Source organism: Idiomarina aquatica (genome assembly GCF_004362895.1).
In the GTDB taxonomy this organism is placed as follows: domain Bacteria; phylum Pseudomonadota; class Gammaproteobacteria; order Enterobacterales; family Alteromonadaceae; genus Idiomarina.
On sequence record NZ_SNXI01000005.1, the window covers coordinates 144,389 to 161,437 of the forward strand.

Below are 17,049 nucleotides of genomic sequence, written 5' to 3' on the forward strand. Positions count from 1 at the left end.
ACAACGACTGTAATGTGAATTTTTTATTATTATCGTTCTACTCTAACCCGACTGGAATTAAATTGCGACATTGCAATAACAACCATTTGCAACTGTGTTTACCCAGCCACCGTTGGCTTTTAACTTGTTGCTGTTGATTTCGGGTAGCAGTTGTTCGACAAAGCTCGTTTCAGTAGTACAAAACGCACCATCAGCATATGGTCCCAAATACACTAACTGCTGGTTCGCGTTATAAATAATCACCGCTGGTGTTGACGGTAGCAGTGTTTTTAATTCGGGGTATTGATCGATATCAATGGTGATATTGTGACCACCTTGCACCTTGACTGAACGTTCTGTAGCTTGCTGGTGCGCGCGTGTACGCCAGTTGCATTGGCAACTCTCCGCGAATACGTGAAAAACCGATGAGCTCAGGTCCGGCGCAATGTGTTGCAATTGGCTAGCCAGCCGCTGCTCAAAGTCATTACTACTGACCTGCTGCTGTAAACGGCCCTCGGCATCGAACCATACCAAGCGCGCCTCCAGCAGCCACCAAAGACCAACCAGAACGGCACCAAACCAAGCTACGATCAACAGCCACAGGCTGCGCTGACGCCAGCGTTTAGACAGCAAAGCGCTCCACCTGCTGACGCAACCGCTCTGCCGCCTCGGCCATTTGCTGCGCTTTACGATCGTTACTATCGACCAAACGCTGCTCCTGATCGGATACCATGCGCAAGCAAAACACCAGTAAACACGCGGTGTGCGGAAAGAACCCAGGGGTAAGTGGTCATGAAAGCCTCTAACACAGCAAGTACAGACGTTTTTACGTTAATTAGCCTAAGGCTGGATTAATCGTCTGAGATAAATATAATGACGCCTTTTTAGACAATTGGCCACTTTTTTATGTATGAACGTTCAAAAATAGTTAAGCGCATCGCAACCCCGTCAATCGCTCTGTCGGCTTTGTTGGCCACCACGCCGATAGCGGCAGAACAATATTGGTCTGATACCAGCTTAACTTACTTGTATGGCGACGATTACGAGGTTGGCGATAGTGATCGGCAAGTGCTTACCCTTGAATACGTCTCGGGCTATAGCTGGGGCAAATTGTTTAGCTTCGCTGATCGGTTAGAATCGGGAAATGGTGATACCGAAACCTATATCGAGGTGTCACCTGAAGTTTATCTTACCGAGCACAGCGACAGTTGGGTTAGTAACACCAGCGTTACCACCACGGTAGAAATCGGTGATGGCTTTACCCACTACCTTTATGGTTTGGGTGTCGCTTTCAATGCTCCGGGGTTCGACTACTTAGAGCTGGACGCTTATCGCCGCAATAACGACGGGTTCGCCAATAACTACCAGTTAACGGCAACCTGGGCCACCTCCTTTAGCTTAGGTAATAGCCGCTGGTTATATGATGGTTTTATTGACTATGCTTCGGGAATTTCCGGCGTTGGTCCGGCAAACCTTAACTTCACCTCGCAGCTGAAACTGGATATTGCCCCCTACCTGGAATTAAAAAGCCCACTTTACGTGGGCCTGGAATATGTTTACTGGCGCAACAAGTTTTATATTGACGGAGTAAACGAGCATAATCCGAACTTGCTGCTAAAGTGGCATTTTTAAGCTAAAAGCGATAAGTCATACCCAGGTTAATGGACGACAATTCAAAGTAATCTTCGTCCATTAGCCTCAACCAATCCAAGTAAAAACCCAGCTGTTGTGATGTTTTTACTTCAAAGCCGGCACCCACACTCAAGCCGCTCTCTGCACCCGATGCGCCACCACTGCTAATTTCGCTGCGTGACCAACCAGCCAACGCATATACCGACAATTGATTGGTTAACTGCGCCTGCGGTTTTGCCAATAAACTGACCGCGTAATCTAATTCCACTTCGCTATTAATCGACGTACCCGGCATAACTTCATAACTGATGGTGTCGCTGGCTACGCCAAAACCTAAACGTGCCTCGACCGCCACATTAGGATGAATCGTCTGCCCAACCGCAAAGCTCAGCACATTAGGTTTAGCAGTCGGAATGTCCGCCGCTCCCGAATCCGCACTGAACTGGCTACCCTGCACCGCAATGTAATAATCATTCCATTGCATGGGTTGTTGCGCCAAAGCGGACGTTGACGCCAGCGCAGACAAAGTAACCAATGATAGCTTTTTAAATATACCTTGCATTATTTCCTCTTCCTTAAGGGGCCAAAAGTTTCCCTATGATAGCACTCCATATAACAAACAACAGGTCTGTCCGGCGAATTCCTTTGTCAGAGATAAACGACTAACTTAAGGAGATTTAGCCTGCTGTTACAGTCTAAATTTGGTAAAGTCTTAAAAGTTCAACGCGAAGTTGAGTGCCAGATGTCTTTCAGCAGCCTTCAGTCCGCTGATAGCAGGGTTATCGGGCTCGTAACCCTGAACACTGCTGTAATGCCAATAGTCACGATTAAACACATTAAACAGCCCTATATTTATATCGATATTATTAGCCGGATACCAACTCACTAACCAGTCTACCGTCGCGTAACCCGCGCTTTCATACAAAGGTTCGGCATCACTACTTTCAAGCTCGGGTTGTCCATCATATGCGGTGAGTACCCAACGGCTTTGCCAGTCACCAGAACCGGGCTTATAACTTAGTTCAAACACGCCATGAGCCGGCGCAACACCGGCTAACTCTCTGCCGCTTCTGTCATCTTCCCCGGTGCTGTAAGAAAGTGCGACCTGACTTGCCCAGCGAGGGTTCCAATTTTGCTGCCACTCTAGTTCAACTCCTTTGATAGAAACACGATCCCGGTTAACGGATTGAAAAATCAACAACCCCTGCTGCGGATCAACCCCCTGCGGCGCCCGTGACTCGATAAAATCCCTGTAGCTGTTGTCGTAAACGGCTAACTGCCAGCGGCCCTCATCAAAACGTTGTCTAAATCCAGCTTCCAGGCTGTAGCCACGTTCTGCCTTAAGATCAGGATTGGAGATAGCCAACACCCCAAACTGAGGATAATACAAGCCGACATTCACGTCGGCAAAAGGTGGCGCGCGATAGCCTCGAGCGTACTGTGCAAAAACTTCGCTACGCTTGCTACTCTGCCATAATAACCCAAGTTTTGGCAGCCACGCATCCTCGCTTAAATCGGTTACGTCGGCTTGCGGGTAGCGCTCAGCGAACAAAGCATCGGGCTGGTTTTCTAACTCATAGTATTCATAGCGCAGCCCTGGGATTAACGTCACGTTGGGCATTAATTTGGGCATTAATGCAATCTCGTTATGCACGTAAACGCCCAGTTCTCGAACTTCGGTGGTAGGGAAGTCACGTAACGGGAATTGTTCACCCAGTAATACTTTTGTGGATTCGGCAGTCTCCAAGTTTAGTTGCTCAGCATCACGTAGATCAGTATACGTTGACTTTAGCCACTCAAAACCGTAGCCCAATTGTTGATCAACATCACCGATACGCAAGCTACTGGCAAAGTCTGCGCCAACACCATACAGCCGATGTTGGTAGGAAAAATCGCGCTCAATAAATAATGCGGGATCCGCTGACAGTCGCTGTTCATCCGTGTATTGTTGCGCCTCACTGTTTTGTATGAACAACCGTGACTGCATCGAGTCAGCAAAATCCAGATCCCGGATGTCATATTCAAGTAATGCGCGCCATTGCTCTCGTTGATCATCAGCCTGCATCGCTGTGGTGTTAGTAAGCCTTCCGGTACCGATGATTGATTCAATTTGGGTGTCACGTTCATCATTAAGCGCATCAACACTTAGCTTTATTTCACCAGCGGCTAAACGCGATTCAAAACTCAGTAAAACCGCTTGTTGGCGATGATGTTGAGGATCAACATGGCGTTCTTCACCATATTGAGCAGCGGCACCTAATAACCAACGATTTCCGTCTTTTTCAGCTGCAACAGCTGTCATCAGGCGCGCCTGATTTTTATCGCTATCAAAACCGCTACGAAAAACACCGGCAAACGATTCACCCAATAGCAAGTCATCTGCATCCAACAATTCAATCGCAACTACACCGCCTAACGCCTTACTGCCATATAGTGTCGATGCCGGGCCACGCAACACCTCGACTTGGTTAACTAAGCCTAATTCAAGCAATCCTCGCCCACTATTAGAAAAGCTACCTACAGCAAACTGCTCCGCTACAGGAACCTGGTCGACAATAATTGATGTGCGATTTCCGCCAATGCCACGCACTCTAAAGCCGTCATTGCCAAAGCGTGTACTGCTCTCATCAACACTAACACCAACTTGGTAGCGAACCATATCTGCCGCATCAATGACCAGGTTTTGTTGCAACTGTTGCTGATCAATTATGCTGACAGTTCCTGCAACGTCAGAAACTGCCCGCGGCTGGCGTGTTGCCACCACGGTAATACGCTCAATCGACGCATCATTAACTTGTTGGTTGTCTGTTTGCTGCGCAAAAACAACGGGGCTAAATAGCCCCGTTGTCACAGCAAACAAAACACCCGCTAAACCCATGTGTTTTTGCTGCATCGTTTAATACACCTCGTTTCGTGTATTGTAGTTATTAAACTTACCGGTCGGTGTAACAATCTTCTCACCTTTGATGACGTGCTTAAGTTTGCGCGTTTTATCATCAACAATGACGATTGCTGATTGTTCTTCCATGCCACTCCAAACAGAGAACCAAACTTCGTCACCTGCCTTGTTGTATTCCGGCTGTACGATACGTTTTGGTCCCGAACCCAAATCCGCCCACTTGGCAATTGGCAGCACCTCATAACCAGCATCGAGATTATTGATATCAAAGACGGCAACCGACTGAGAAACTTCTTCATCTGGATTCAACGGTGTATCAACCCAAAGGTTAGACGATTTTGGATGGGTTTTTATAAATAGTGAACCACCGCCCTGACCTTCTAAGATGCGGGCTACTTTAAAAGCGTTGTCAGGATGACCTTCCGGGTCGGTGCCGATCAAGGTGATGTTGGCATTACCCAGTGCGCTTGTTGCCCAAACCGGACCATGTTCAGGATCGACAAAGTTTGCGCCCCGTCCCGGGTGTGGAATACGTTCAACGTCAACCAGTGCTTCGAGTTCACGTTCCAGCGCATCCACTACGGCAATTTTGTCATTCTCGTTAGCAGCGGTTAAAAAATAACGACCACTCGAATCCCAACCACCGTCGTGTAAGAAAGGTGCGGCATCAATGGTAGTTACCTGTAAGTTATCCATGTCTGAATAATCGACAAGTTTAATCTGACCGGTTTCTTTAACGTTAACGATAAATTCCGGGTGTTTGTGTGAACCCACAATCGCAGCTACCCGTGGTTCCGGATGATATTCCTGGGTATCAACCGTCATGCCGCGAGTCGATACTATTTTATGCGGTTCTAGTGTCTGTCCATCCATTAACACGTAATGGGGTGGCCAATAAGCGCCGGCTATCGCAATCTTGTCTTCATAGCCCTTAAAACGAGAGTTTTCGACTGAACGCGCTTCTAAGCCAATTTTTATTTCAGCAACAACAGACGGGACTTCCATGTACAAATCAATCAAATCAATCTTGCCATCGCGGCCAATGGTCGTGAAATAGCGGCCTGAACTGGATGCGCGCGAAATATGCACTGCATAGCCGGTTTCTACATAGTTCAGTACTTTTTTGCTATCCCCATCTATAATTGCGACTTGTCCCGCGTCGCGCAGAGTAACAGCGAACATGTTGTCGACATCATAATCGTGTTGCGGTTGTTGAGGACGATCCTCTGGTGCGACATGTACCACCCAGCTGTCCTTCATTTCCGGCATACCCCATTCTGGCGGCACTGGCGGTTCGTGCTGAATAAAACGCGCCATCATATCGACTTCTTCCGCAGTCAATTCGCCGGATGTTCCCCAGTTTGGCATACCAGCAGGCGAACCATAATTTATAAGCGCTTTGAGGTATTCAGTACCTTTTTCCTGCGTAATATCGGTTGTCAAAGGAAGCCCTGTTGCCCCTTTTCGTAAAACGCCATGACAGCCAGCGCAGCGTTGAAAGTAAATTTCCTGCGCTTGGGCGAACTCGTCCTCAGTCATTGGCGGCGCACCCGGAGTTACCACTTGCTTACCACCTTTCATCGCAGTGGGCGCACCTTTATACTGCATCTCAGCGGCTGTTGCTTCGGCATGAGGTTTTCCCGCTGCGCGGTCTTTTAAGCCCAACTCAACGCGCATAGCATCGACATCTGCCACGCTCACCGAGCCAAAATCATTACCCCAACTCGACAGCACATGGTTCGCAATGGCCGCTATCTCATCATCTGATAAATGCTGCATTGGCGGCATCATGGCGTTGTATTTGTTGCCATTCACCTCGAGAGGGCCCGACATACCTTTTAATACCGTTCTTACCACATGCAGTTTGTCGTCAGCTAAGTGCGGGTTATTTGCTAACGGAGGAAAGGCACCGGCTAAACCGGTTCCATTTGCCTGGTGGCATGATTGACAATTTTTTGCGTAAGCCTGTTCGCCATCTTGAGCTGTTGCTGGCGTTACCAGCATAAAGGTCGCGCTAATCGCGACCGACATCATTGAGAGTTTGGGTAGGTATGTTTTTATAAAAGTCGCCATTGATAGCCCTCCTTTGGACCTGGACACGGCATCTAGCAATAGATTTGTGTTATTCCCAGACCCAAATTAGGCGACTTTTTATTCTTTAGCTATTAACTAAAGTGAGTGTTTTCAGGTTCTTATGTGATATCCACAAGTGGGTATCACAGGTGATAAACGCCCTGATAGTCCGCAATGTCGACGTCAAAGTTAGTTGTCTGCGACAAGTGATCACGAAACGCTTCCATCGCGTCAGGTTCGCCATGAACCAATTGAATCGGCGTGTCAGCACGCAATTCAGATGCTTTCAGCCAGTCTGTGAGTTCACTGTAGTCAGCATGCCCTGACAAGCCGTCAAGTTGCCGCACACGTGCTTTAACCGGCAGCCAGCTGCCATGAACCTTGATTGATTCCACACCTTGCAACATTTTCGCACCGCGTGTGCCACCAGCCTGATGCCCACTAAATAATACGGTAGCGCGGTGGTCCGCAAGCCAGCGCTTAAAGTGATGCAAAATACGCCCACCGGTGGCCATGCCGCTACCGGCAATAATAATATGTGGGCCATTTTGCGATGCGATAGCCTTTGACTCATCGACACTGCGCGTATAGATAACGGTGTTAAAAGCACGTTGACAGTCATCATTGCTTAAACGATGAAGCTTATGGTGACGCCGATAAATTTCGGTCACGTTAATGGCCATTGGCGAGTCAAGAAAAATAGGTTGTTTCGGAACCCGTCCTTCTGCCATCAATTTAACTAATAAGTGTTGCATCAGCTGCGCACGGCCAACAGAGAAAGCTGGTATCATCAGCACCCCGCCGCCCGATGCGCATTCGTTAACAACTTCAGCCAGCTGCTGCTCAGCACTGTCTGTCGCTTCGTGACGGCGATCACCGTAAGTCGATTCAAGTAATAACAAATCAACGGCGGGTAGTTTTTCGGCAGGATACATCATGATGTCGTTGGGCCGGCCTATATCACCGGAAAAGGCCACCCGTTTACCTTCGGCCTCGATAATAACGCTGGCTGCACCCAAAATATGCCCGGCCGGTTGCAAGGTAACCTGGATATCACCAATCGCAAATTGCTGATGGAACTCAACACTTTGAAAGAGTTTTATACTGGCATTGGCTGTTGCTTCGTCATATAGCGGTTGTGGATCTTTATGCTTACTCAAGCCGTGCTTACCCAGGAACTTGGCATCTTCTTCCTGAATTCGACCACTGTCAGCCAACATTATCTGGCAAAGTTCGGTGGTCGCTTGATGCGCAAACACAGGGCCCCGGTAGCCTTCTTTATAGAGTACCGGGACAAAGCCGGAATGGTCGAGATGCGCATGCGTTAGCACCACACCGTCGACGTGGTTTATGCCCATCGGCAAAGGCTGCCAATTGCGTTTGCGCAGCCATTTATAGCCCTGAAATAACCCACAATCGACTAAAATACGTGTGTTTTCGGTCTCGACTAAATACTTGGAGCCGGAGACTGTTTCTGTACCACCTAAAAAAATGATTTTCATAACCGGCCTCCTCAGCCTATTTGCGACCTACTGTAAAAACTTTAACCCGCCAACTACGGCTGCAACTTGCGCCTGATTGCATTCTTGCGGAGTAGCACGGGCGCTATCAGGATAAACCTCAGTGGTGGTGGTATACATGGCATTGGTCATGCTAATGCATAAACCTAAGGAATTAACCGGAAAGCTGATTAAGCCCTCGGTATCAACCGTTGCATCAATCAGTTTGCCATCCTCATCGGCATCAGCAATGTGCGTTACCTGCCGGACTTCGTTTAAAACCGCTTGCTGAAAGTCCAATTGCAGGTTTTCTGAATCACCCACCAGGTAAAAACCATCCGGAATATTCCAGTTCGTATTGACTTCGCCCTCGCGTGCCGCTTTAGCAGGACGAAACTCTGAGTTATCGCTGTCAGTAGTTTCATGTAAGTCGATATGCACAAGAATATCAATGTCTGCTTGTTCCAAATGTTCCATGACCAGTGCACATTCTTGCGCCGGACTGTCATCAATAAACGAGCGATTTGGATCGACGGCATCAGGGTTCCAGCGATTAATGGTTTCGTATCCCCACGGACTCAAGCAGGGAAACACCACAAAATTAAAGTGCTCGCTGTAGTTTTCCAATTCGGTATCGATAAACTGTAAAGCGCCCTGTACACCACTGGTTTCGTAACCGTGCACACCGCCAGTCACTAACACCGTTGGGTTTTCGCTATTCCAGTTTTTATTACGCACCACAAACAATGGATACTGCCCTACCGAGTACTCCAGGCTGCCATATTGTTGAATATCAAAGCGTGGCGCCATGGCCTCCAGCTTTGTCAGTACCTGCTCGCGATAATCGCGTTTTTTAGTTTGTGCTTGCAACCACTGCATCTTTTCTTCTTCACCCCAGGGCTTGCCTGGCGTACCAATAGGATAAATACGGTTTTGCTCGGTCATGTTCACTCCTTATTCAACAACGTTAGCATGCTACCAGACTAACATAAATCACCTTGGTGATAGCGATATTTAGCTGCTTAAGGTACTATGCCAAGATCTGATTATCCTTGTTTCTTTCAGCTGCAAAGAGATCCTCGAATCCAATGTCGTATTCCAGATTGCAAATTTACACTGCAATATTCGCCATGTCCATCGGTACGTTCGCTATTGGTATTGGCGAATTTGTAATGATGGGATTGTTGCCCAACATCGGCGCTGATTTCGGCACCTCATCCCAGCAAACCGGGCATTTAATCAGTCTTTACGCGCTCGGTGTTGTGGTTGGCGCGCCAGTAATCACGCTGTTGTTTTCCCGGCTTGCCAAAAAGCCGCTGCTAATTGCCTTAATGAGCCTGTACGCCGTCAGTAACATCGCCAGCGCTTACGCCGAAAGCTTTACGCAATTGCAGTGGTTACGCTTTATTAGCGGTTTGCCACACGGTGCCTACGGCGGCATCGTATGCCTGTTAGCAGCCGCAATGGTCAGAAAAGATCAGCGCGGTATGGCAGTGACTCTGGTGATGATGGGATTAACCATTGCCATTTTAGTCGGCAACCCACTGGCAACCTGGTTTGGTCAACTGCTCGACTGGCGTGTTGTATACCAGGGCGTCGGTATGACCGCACTGGCCGCTGCGATGCTAATTGTTGTGGCCGTGCCCGCTATCAATGCCGGCGAGTCCACGCGCACGCGAACTGAGTTAACTGCGCTAAAAAATAAACAAGTGCTGCTAACTCTGGCTATTGGCAGTATTGGCTTTGGCGGCATGTTTTCCGTATTGAGCTATTTGGCCCCCACCTTGTTAGAAGCGACTCAGGTTAACCAAGGCTGGATACCTATCGCTTTGCTCATTTACGGCGTGGGTTCTTTTGTTGGCAGTTTAGTCGGCGGCTGGGCTACTGACGTCAATATGAAGTGGGCTATTGGCGGTGCGCTCGCCTGGGCAACCGTGGTGCTGTTTATTTTTCCGTTCAGCATCAATGAGCTGGTAACCATTTTGCCGATGGTATTCTTACTGGGCACCACCGCTGCACTCGTACCCACCTTGCAGGTCCGGCTAATGGATGTTGCCGGACAAGCGCAAACTCTGGCGGCGTCACTTAACCATGCTGCATTTAATATCGCCAATGGCGTGGGCGCCTATTTAGGCGGCCTCGCCATTGTATCGCCATTGCAGTGGCAGGGTACCGGATGGGTCGGTTGTCTGCTGGCAGCAACCGGTTTGCTGGTATTTTTTGTCACTAAACATCACAGCCGTAAAGTTAATTACGCCGAAAGCCTTTAAAATTACGAGTGCCGCTGTTTATTTTCTGCGGCAACCATTTTCTTATAAAAGAAAATAGCGTAAAAAATACATAGGCCAATAACGATTCCAAGGCCCACAAAAGAGATAAAGATTACCGGGTCTTTAAAAAATTCCTGCCATAAGCTCATGACGGTACTCCTTGTAAATTACCCTATTGAGTTTATGGTTTTAGTTTATAAAACTTACTCACTTAACCAATTGATATGGATCAATCTTATGAGCGAACAGAAACCCAGTGAAACCGACCCTATGGGCGTTGCTATTGGTGTTGGCGTGGCCGTCGGCACGGCCATTGGCGTGGTGATGGATCAAATTGCTTTGGGTGTCGCGCTGGGCATAGCTTTTGGTGTGGCTTATGGGGCTACCCTGAAGCGCAAACAAAGTACAGAAAAGGCTAAGGATAACAACGACGATTAAGTTGTCGGAATAATTCGGCTAAAATCATTAGCACTAAAAACATCGCTGAGAATACTTTGTTCGAGCCAATTGCGCCCTTCTGCCCGGGTGGGCACACGTACTACCAAAGTAATGTCTTCCGGGTCCTCAACCTGCAATGTTACCCGTGGTTCAACTGCCGGAGTATCCAGGCCGGTACGGTAACTAATGCGGTCAAAATGTCGTTTTACGTCGGCAATATAGTCTTTACAGTAAGCCTGTGACACTCGCAGCAACTCCTGCTGTGCAAGCTGCCAGTTATCGGTTCGCTTAAAAGGGACGGTAAAGGTATGCAGCACATAGTCTTTACTGTAGCTTTCGTTAATCACCGGCTCCGTAGCAAATAAAGAGTTGGGAATAACAATCATGCGACCACTGCGCTGTTGCATGTATTTACCCGGCCCAACCTCTAAAATCGTAGTCGTTAACAGGTTTTGGTCAATCACATCGCCGCGATATTCTTTTATTTGAATACGATCGCCTAAATGAAACGCGTGCGCGCCGCCTTTAATCAAAGTACCACTAATACAAATAATCAGCTCTTTGGTCGCGATAACCAAAGCCACCGCAATCGCAACCAATGACAACGCAAAGGTTCTGAGTTCATTACTCCAAATCATGAACAGCCCGAACAACAGCACCAACAATAGCCCATTCCTTAACTGCACCAGCCAGCGGCGGCGTAAATCACTGGAATTGACGTTACGGCGAATAAAGCGGCGCAATACCCAGCGTGCAAACACCACTACAGCGATTAAAACCGATGTACTGAGTAATAGTCGTAAAAGGGAATCTGAAGCCTGAAGTTGCTCCACAATTTGGTTAACGATTTGCTGTAAGTTCATGACTCTCTAAGTAAATTGTCGTAAAGATGGTGGCGAATTCAATGACTTGAACTATAGTTTTTATTGGGTTTCAAGGAAAGGAGAATTTATAATGAAAAAGATGACTTTAGCGACAGCGACGTTATTGGGTTTATTTACTATCGCCGGTTGTAGTCAGGAATCTGCTGACAGCAAAACCGAAGATGCAATGGATTCGGCGTCACAGGCTGCCGAGGATATGGGCGAAGCGGCAAAAGCACAAATGGAGCAAGCTGGTGACTACCTTAGCGATGCGCAAATTACTGCAAAAGTTAAAACCGCACTGTTCGATAACGGTGGTATTGACAGCGCCAACGTATCGGTAGAAACGCGTGACGGTACGGTCTACCTATCCGGCACGCTTGCCAGTGATAACGATGTAGAAACCGCGGGGCAACTGGCCGCGGGAGTTGAGGGTGTTGAGGACGTCGAAAACGATATTGTTGTCGGCGGTAATTAAGACGAGTAATAGCTGTTTTAGCGAGCCAGCATCAGTCTGGCTCGCATGCCTAACGACGTGGTTAGCCCGGTCGTTACTGACTGAACCTCACCATCACGAATAATCAGTATGGTCGGTGTTACCGACACGCCCCAGCGCCTCGCCAGCACACCGGTTTGGTCATTAACCGTGGCAAACTCATAACCTTTTTGTTGCGCAATTTGCATAACTTTTTCGTCAGCACCGGAAGAAAAAGCCACAGTAACAACGTCGTAATCCTCCGCAATACCATCAACCATCGGTGAAACAACCGTGCAATAAGGGCACCAGGTCGCCCAAAAATAGACCAACACAGGCGCTTCCTTTGAGCGTTCAATAATATCGACGGTGTCGCCCTGCAATGTCCTCAATGTGGTGCTTTGCTCAGGGACTGTGGTCTCTATATCTGCAGAGCGGTACCAGTCGACAAGCATCGCGATAATAAATATCGCAACAAAATAACCCACCGTTTTAGCGATGCGTTTAGCCCATACTGAATTTTTAAAGGCCACAAACAACTCCAACTACCTGTAGTGCACTTGTTGTGGCCCAGCTTATCACTAATTAACGATCTGTTTTAAAACGAAATGCAAATTTTACCGAAGTGTTTGCCGGCTTCCTCATAGCGAAAGGCGTCGGCTAGTTCATCCAGTTTAAAGGTCTTATCAATGACCGGCTTTATACCGTTAACGTTAAGCGCCCGCACCAAGTCTTTCTGGTTGTCACGACTGCCCACAATAAGCCCCTGTAAGCGTGCTTGCTTAGCCATTAACCGGGTCGTCGGTATTTCACCCTCGTTACCGGTTAGCACACCAATCAGGGCGATATGACCGCCAATCGCCACGGCGTTTATTGATTGCGGCAAGGTGCCCGGGCCGCCGACTTCGATAACATGATCAACACCACGACCATGGGTTAACTTACGCACCGTTTTGCCCCATTCGGGATCGTCTTTATAGTTGATGAGGTAGTCGGCGCCCAGCTTTTTATACTGTTCTAATTTTGCATCCGACGACGAGGTCGCAAAAACGGTGGCGCCCAGACTTTTTGCGATCTGGCAGGCAAACACCGACACCCCACCACTACCTAACACCAGCACCGTGTTGCCGGGTTTGATATTGCCATCAACCACCAAAGCACGCCAGGCAGTTAATCCGGCAGTGGTCAATGTCGCTGATTGCTCGTGACTAAACCCCTGCGGCTGCTCAGTAAAAAAGTGCGCCGGGCAAACCACAACCTCGCGGGCATAGCCATCGACTCCATCTCCCGGCGTTGTGCGAAAATCACCAATCGGCGCCGGCCCGCTGAGCCAGTATGGGAAAAACGTCGATACCACGTTATCGCCAACGGAAAAATCCTCGACGCCCTCGCCGACGGCTTCAATCACACCCGCGCCATCTGACAGTGGAATGCGCCCCTCTTCGGTTGGAATAAAACCGGCGGCGACACCAAAATCGTGAAAATTTAAAGAGCTCGCTTTGATACGGACGCGAACTTCACCCGCACCCGGCTGGCCGGGATCGTCTATTTTTGTCGCTTCGATATTATCCAGGCCGAAGGGTTGTTTAAGTTTTAACGCAGTAATTTGCTCAGCCATTAGGTTCTCCCCATCGCATAAAAAGGTCACGCCTTACTATAATTGCGTGACCCGCTTTTAGATCAATAAGGTTACCTTAAAAACTTACCGCAGCCGACAGCCATAAGCGCCGCCCGTCTTCAACATATCCATAGTCCGCAACCATGATCTGTTCGTTAAAGACGTTGTAAAGAGCGGCACTCAATTTTACTGCGGGCGTTAGCGCATAATTAACTCCCAGGTCAGTCAACGTATAAAATGGTGCAATCAAGCTATCTTGCGAGGGGCCGGTCACCGGCTGGCTCTCTTCGCCGCGATAATGCACACGTATCCAACTGTTGGTCTGCTTATTCCAGGCATAATCCATAGATAACTGAATCAGATGTTTCGGTAATTGATTTAACGGACTGCCGGCATATTCGCCGGTTTTTTGTTCTGAATCCGTATAGGTATAGTTACCCGATAACTTCCAGCGACGCGTAAATTTGTGGCTGGCACTCAATTCCACCCCTTGCGTCACCGCTTCATCCACGTTAACTCGCGTAGTCGGTAAACTACCGAATTCATTCGGCCCGGCATCACAAATTGTCTGAGGGCACGCAACGCGAGTAATTTTATCCTTAAACTCGTTATAAAAAACGGTGATATTACCGCTACCATGGCGCCATTGCTGGTACCAACCCAATTCATAATTTATCGACTCTTCCGGCTGTAAGTCCGGGTTACCGTAGACGTTACCACCGCGGCTGACCTGTCCCCACTGCGGCGTAATTTCTCGCAGTCCGGGAGCTCTGAAGCCGGTCGAAATACCGCCTTTAAGCGTGCTGCGGTTATTTGCCGTCCAAACCCCATAAATACGCGGACTCCAATGACCGCCAAAGGTTTTATCCTCGTCGTAACGCGCGCCAACTGTTACTGCAAACGCTGGCGCCAGTCGCCATTCATCCTCCGCAAACAGCGACCACTGATAACCCTCGACAAAGGTTAAATCGCTAACCTGATTGGTGGTTAAATCGGTCAGCTCCTCTTTATAGTATGAGCCGCCCAAACTCAGGCTATGTTGATCATTTAGCGGTACTGACCAGAGTGTTTGAAAATCCAGATTGTCGACGCTGATCAAGCGTGACTTATTATCAAATTCGTCTTTTTTAAGGTAACTCCGTGAGCTGCCAAAATCCCAAAATGCATTATGCGCTAAAGAAATTGACTGCCCCTGATAATCGGTTGTCGATGATTCAGGGCAACCGCGACGACCACACTCTTCTCCTGCTGCCAGCGGTTCAACGGTTTTACCCAAGGTTGCATCCAGGGTTTGATTCTGGCTGACTGCTTCCAGTAAGAACTCGTGTGATTTACTCGGTGTGAACGCCAGTTTAGCCGTAATATTATCTGCCTCGCGGCCGCGGAAACCCTCGTATATGGCATCTTCTTCACGTTTGCTGAACTGCCCGTATAACTGAACCCCAAGCACGTCATCAATCAGAGAGCCAGAAGTGAACAAGTTCGTTTGGTAAATATTTCCCGACTCATCACGTTGTTGCAGGGTGGCGTCAAAGCGAACTTCTGAGCGCCACTCGTCAGGCGTTTTACGCGTGATAATATTAATAACGCCACCAATGGCATCAGAGCCGTAAAGTGACGACATCGGTCCGCGTATAATCTCAATTCGTTCGATAGCAGCCAGCGGCGGCGTCCAGGCACCCTCTACCCCGGGACCATCGCTATTGGGGCGCGTTTCACGCGATGTTTGCCGCTGTCCATCCACTAATATTAAGGTGTAATCTCGCCCCATACCGCGAATAGAGACATCCTGACGGTCTCCACCTCCGGTTACGATAACGCCAGGTGCGTCTGTTAGTGCATCGGTCAGATCGCGGTAAAAGCGTTTAGATATCTGACGCTTATCAATAACGCTAATCGATGCCGGCGCATCCTTTAACAACTGCTCTCCGGCCGACGCAGTTATCACCATGGTTTCCATGACCTTTTCCTGCTTGTGGTGATGCCGCTTATCCTGGGCATGAGCCGGTAAGGCCAAAGTAGCTACCGTCGTTGCCATGGTTATTGCTGCAGCAATTCTTGTCTGCGTGCATCGCGCAATTGACATTTCTCATTCTCCTGATAAATTGTTAATGCGAATTATTCGTGTTTGCTATAATACGCATTGTAAACGCGCAAACCATCGCAATCTGTTAAATTCAGGATTAAGGAACACTTAAAGGAATGAACCAGCGCCTCTTAAAAGCAGTACGGGTATTTAACCAAACAGCATGCACCGGCAGCATGAGCCAAGCGGCACGCGAGCTCAATATGACGGTATCTGCCGTCAGTCAACAGTTACAAAAATTGGAGGAGGAAATTGGCCTGTCGCTTTTTGTTCGCAACACCCGCTCGATGTCATTAACCGAGGCCGGTGAACTGTATTACCAAACCACCCGAAAAATTGCAGACGAAGCCGAGTTGATGCAGTCAAAATTGGCGATGCTGAAACAACAACCGCAAGGCGTTATCAAGTTAGTCGCTCCGGCCGGTTTTGGCGGCGGTTTGCTTAGTGGGCCGTTAAAGCAATTGATGAGCGAGTTTCCCGACATGGGTGTGCATTTAACATTAACCGATGAGCCCTGTAATTTAGTACGCCAGGGAGCCGACCTGGGCCTGTGTATCGGCCCGTTAAGTGACTCGCAGATGGTGGCAAGACAATTAGCTGAATGGCAGATGTGCTTGTGTGTGAGCCGCCAACACCCCCTGGCCGACTCTCCGCCTAAACATCCTTCACAGTTGCACGCTCAAGATTACATTAGCCATATTCGCGAACAAAATACGATTAGTCAGCTATCGCACCCGGGTGGCGAGTTATTTGAATTAAAACAACGCCGACTGATGGTCAATAATATGCAGTCACTTATTCAAATGATAAAAGATAACGTGGGTTTCGGCTTAGTGCCAAAGATCGAGGTTGAACAGGCACTTGCTGACGGCGAGCTAGTTGAGTTACTGACTGACTGGACTGTACCTAACTATACTGTGCATGCAGTGACGCCTCAACGCGATTTTATTCCGGCTAAAACACAAACCGCTATTAAGCTGTTAAAGGCGCATTTTAATGCGATTTAAGTCTATGTCGATAATTGGCGGATATGTTTAGATTTCGTGGCAATAAAAATTCCGACTAGTAGACCGATAATATCCAAAACCATTTGTAACGTAACCGTCACACCATAGGCAAACCAATCCATCACTCCGTCGTCAACGACCGCTATATATATGAAGAAAATATTCCATAGTAACAAGAAGCCAATGCCATAAAAAATAAACTGCGTCTCT

General features: G+C 48.4%; 16 protein-coding genes. 5 read left to right on the top strand and 11 right to left on the bottom strand.

The window, feature by feature from the left end; translation table 11 throughout:
• Window positions 1–57: 57 nt before the first annotated feature.
• Window positions 58–612 carry a DUF6436 domain-containing protein gene (locus DEU29_RS05870; protein WP_133539324.1) on the bottom strand — a complete coding sequence of 185 codons (555 nt, stop codon included), beginning with the start codon at window positions 610–612 and terminating at the stop codon, window positions 58–60.
• Between the two features lie 273 nt (window positions 613–885).
• Between DEU29_RS05870 and DEU29_RS05875 the strand changes: the two genes are divergently transcribed.
• The gene (locus DEU29_RS05875) at window positions 886–1,611 is read left to right on the top strand and encodes a nucleoside-binding protein (RefSeq protein WP_208107610.1); all 726 of its coding nucleotides are present in this window, start codon (window positions 886–888) and stop codon (window positions 1,609–1,611) included.
• A 1-nt stretch (window position 1,612) separates the two neighbouring features.
• Here the strand turns inward: DEU29_RS05875 and DEU29_RS05880 are convergent, their stop codons facing one another.
• From DEU29_RS05880 to DEU29_RS05900, 5 genes are all read right to left on the bottom strand, one after another.
• On the bottom strand, window positions 1,613–2,173 hold the full coding sequence (locus DEU29_RS05880) for a porin family protein (protein WP_133539325.1): 561 nt from the start codon (window positions 2,171–2,173) through the stop codon (window positions 1,613–1,615).
• Window positions 2,174–2,323: 150 nt separating this feature from the next.
• A complete protein-coding gene (locus DEU29_RS05885) occupies window positions 2,324–4,504 on the bottom strand; it encodes a TonB-dependent receptor (protein ID WP_133539326.1) in 2,181 nt (726 codons plus the stop codon).
• Window positions 4,505–4,507: 3 nt separating this feature from the next.
• Complete coding sequence (locus DEU29_RS05890; protein WP_133539327.1) at window positions 4,508–6,583, bottom strand: cytochrome D1 domain-containing protein; 2,076 nt, start codon at window positions 6,581–6,583, stop codon at window positions 4,508–4,510.
• A 143-nt stretch (window positions 6,584–6,726) separates the two neighbouring features.
• Entirely contained in the window at window positions 6,727–8,085 is a 1,359-nt protein-coding gene (locus DEU29_RS05895) for an MBL fold metallo-hydrolase RNA specificity domain-containing protein (RefSeq protein ID WP_133539328.1), read from the bottom strand.
• A gap of 27 nt (window positions 8,086–8,112) precedes the next feature.
• A complete protein-coding gene (locus DEU29_RS05900) occupies window positions 8,113–9,027 on the bottom strand; it encodes a M14 family metallopeptidase (protein ID WP_133539329.1) in 915 nt (304 codons plus the stop codon).
• A gap of 143 nt (window positions 9,028–9,170) precedes the next feature.
• Between DEU29_RS05900 and DEU29_RS05905 the strand changes: the two genes are divergently transcribed.
• A complete protein-coding gene (locus DEU29_RS05905) occupies window positions 9,171–10,352 on the top strand; it encodes an MFS transporter (RefSeq protein WP_133539330.1) in 1,182 nt (393 codons plus the stop codon).
• Between the two features lie 2 nt (window positions 10,353–10,354).
• On the opposite strand, the gene DEU29_RS05910 is transcribed toward DEU29_RS05905, so the two are convergent.
• Entirely contained in the window at window positions 10,355–10,501 is a 147-nt protein-coding gene (locus DEU29_RS05910) for a DUF3149 domain-containing protein (protein WP_133539331.1), read from the bottom strand.
• An 88-nt stretch (window positions 10,502–10,589) separates the two neighbouring features.
• Between DEU29_RS05910 and DEU29_RS05915 the strand changes: the two genes are divergently transcribed.
• Window positions 10,590–10,790, top strand: coding sequence for a hypothetical protein (locus tag DEU29_RS05915; protein ID WP_133539332.1), 201 nt, complete (start codon window positions 10,590–10,592; stop codon window positions 10,788–10,790).
• Here DEU29_RS05915 and DEU29_RS05920 read toward each other — a convergent pair.
• On the bottom strand, window positions 10,787–11,653 hold the full coding sequence (locus DEU29_RS05920) for a mechanosensitive ion channel domain-containing protein (RefSeq protein WP_133539333.1): 867 nt from the start codon (window positions 11,651–11,653) through the stop codon (window positions 10,787–10,789). The two genes, DEU29_RS05915 and DEU29_RS05920, sit on opposite strands and share 4 nt — an antisense overlap.
• Window positions 11,654–11,744: 91 nt before the next feature.
• Between DEU29_RS05920 and DEU29_RS05925 the strand changes: the two genes are divergently transcribed.
• Window positions 11,745–12,131, top strand: a complete 387-nt coding sequence (locus DEU29_RS05925; protein WP_133539334.1) for a BON domain-containing protein — start codon at window positions 11,745–11,747, stop codon at window positions 12,129–12,131.
• 17 nt (window positions 12,132–12,148) lie between these two features.
• On the opposite strand, the gene DEU29_RS05930 is transcribed toward DEU29_RS05925, so the two are convergent.
• The 3 genes from DEU29_RS05930 to DEU29_RS05940 all read right to left on the bottom strand — a co-directional run bounded on the left by DEU29_RS05930 (window position 12,149) and on the right by DEU29_RS05940 (window position 15,832).
• Window positions 12,149–12,661, bottom strand: coding sequence for a protein disulfide oxidoreductase (locus tag DEU29_RS05930; protein ID WP_133539335.1), 513 nt, complete (start codon window positions 12,659–12,661; stop codon window positions 12,149–12,151).
• A 65-nt stretch (window positions 12,662–12,726) separates the two neighbouring features.
• Window positions 12,727–13,746: a zinc-dependent alcohol dehydrogenase family protein gene (locus tag DEU29_RS05935; RefSeq protein ID WP_133539336.1), complete on the bottom strand. Its 1,020-nt coding sequence runs from the start codon at window positions 13,744–13,746 to the stop codon at window positions 12,727–12,729.
• A gap of 76 nt (window positions 13,747–13,822) precedes the next feature.
• Window positions 13,823–15,832: a ligand-gated channel protein gene (locus DEU29_RS05940; protein ID WP_243734492.1), complete on the bottom strand. Its 2,010-nt coding sequence runs from the start codon at window positions 15,830–15,832 to the stop codon at window positions 13,823–13,825.
• 116 nt (window positions 15,833–15,948) lie between these two features.
• On the opposite strand from DEU29_RS05940, the gene DEU29_RS05945 reads away from it, so the two are divergent.
• Window positions 15,949–16,839 (top strand): LysR family transcriptional regulator, encoded by an 891-nt coding sequence (locus tag DEU29_RS05945; RefSeq protein ID WP_133539337.1) that lies wholly within the window; start codon window positions 15,949–15,951, stop codon window positions 16,837–16,839.
• The last annotated feature ends 210 nt before the right edge of the window (window positions 16,840–17,049 follow it).

Bases quoted from the DNA above. Each gene is read 5' to 3' on its own strand.
- DEU29_RS05885 (WP_133539326.1), bottom strand. From the start codon at position 4,504: ATGCAGCAAAAACACATGGGTTTAGCGGGTGTTTTGTTTGCTGTGACA.
- DEU29_RS05920 (WP_133539333.1), bottom strand. From the start codon at position 11,653: ATGAACTTACAGCAAATCGTTAACCAAATTGTGGAGCAACTTCAGGCT.
- DEU29_RS05935 (WP_133539336.1), bottom strand. From the start codon at position 13,746: ATGGCTGAGCAAATTACTGCGTTAAAACTTAAACAACCCTTCGGCCTG.
- DEU29_RS05875 (WP_208107610.1), top strand. From the start codon at position 886: ATGTATGAACGTTCAAAAATAGTTAAGCGCATCGCAACCCCGTCAATC.
- DEU29_RS05905 (WP_133539330.1), top strand. From the start codon at position 9,171: ATGTCGTATTCCAGATTGCAAATTTACACTGCAATATTCGCCATGTCC.
- DEU29_RS05940 (WP_243734492.1), bottom strand. From the start codon at position 15,832: ATGTCAATTGCGCGATGCACGCAGACAAGAATTGCTGCAGCAATAACC.
- DEU29_RS05900 (WP_133539329.1), bottom strand. From the start codon at position 9,027: ATGACCGAGCAAAACCGTATTTATCCTATTGGTACGCCAGGCAAGCCC.
- DEU29_RS05945 (WP_133539337.1), top strand. From the start codon at position 15,949: ATGAACCAGCGCCTCTTAAAAGCAGTACGGGTATTTAACCAAACAGCA.
- DEU29_RS05890 (WP_133539327.1), bottom strand. From the start codon at position 6,583: ATGGCGACTTTTATAAAAACATACCTACCCAAACTCTCAATGATGTCG.
- DEU29_RS05895 (WP_133539328.1), bottom strand. From the start codon at position 8,085: ATGAAAATCATTTTTTTAGGTGGTACAGAAACAGTCTCCGGCTCCAAG.
- DEU29_RS05925 (WP_133539334.1), top strand. From the start codon at position 11,745: ATGAAAAAGATGACTTTAGCGACAGCGACGTTATTGGGTTTATTTACT.
- DEU29_RS05910 (WP_133539331.1), bottom strand. From the start codon at position 10,501: ATGAGCTTATGGCAGGAATTTTTTAAAGACCCGGTAATCTTTATCTCT.
- DEU29_RS05880 (WP_133539325.1), bottom strand. From the start codon at position 2,173: ATGCAAGGTATATTTAAAAAGCTATCATTGGTTACTTTGTCTGCGCTG.
- DEU29_RS05915 (WP_133539332.1), top strand. From the start codon at position 10,590: ATGAGCGAACAGAAACCCAGTGAAACCGACCCTATGGGCGTTGCTATT.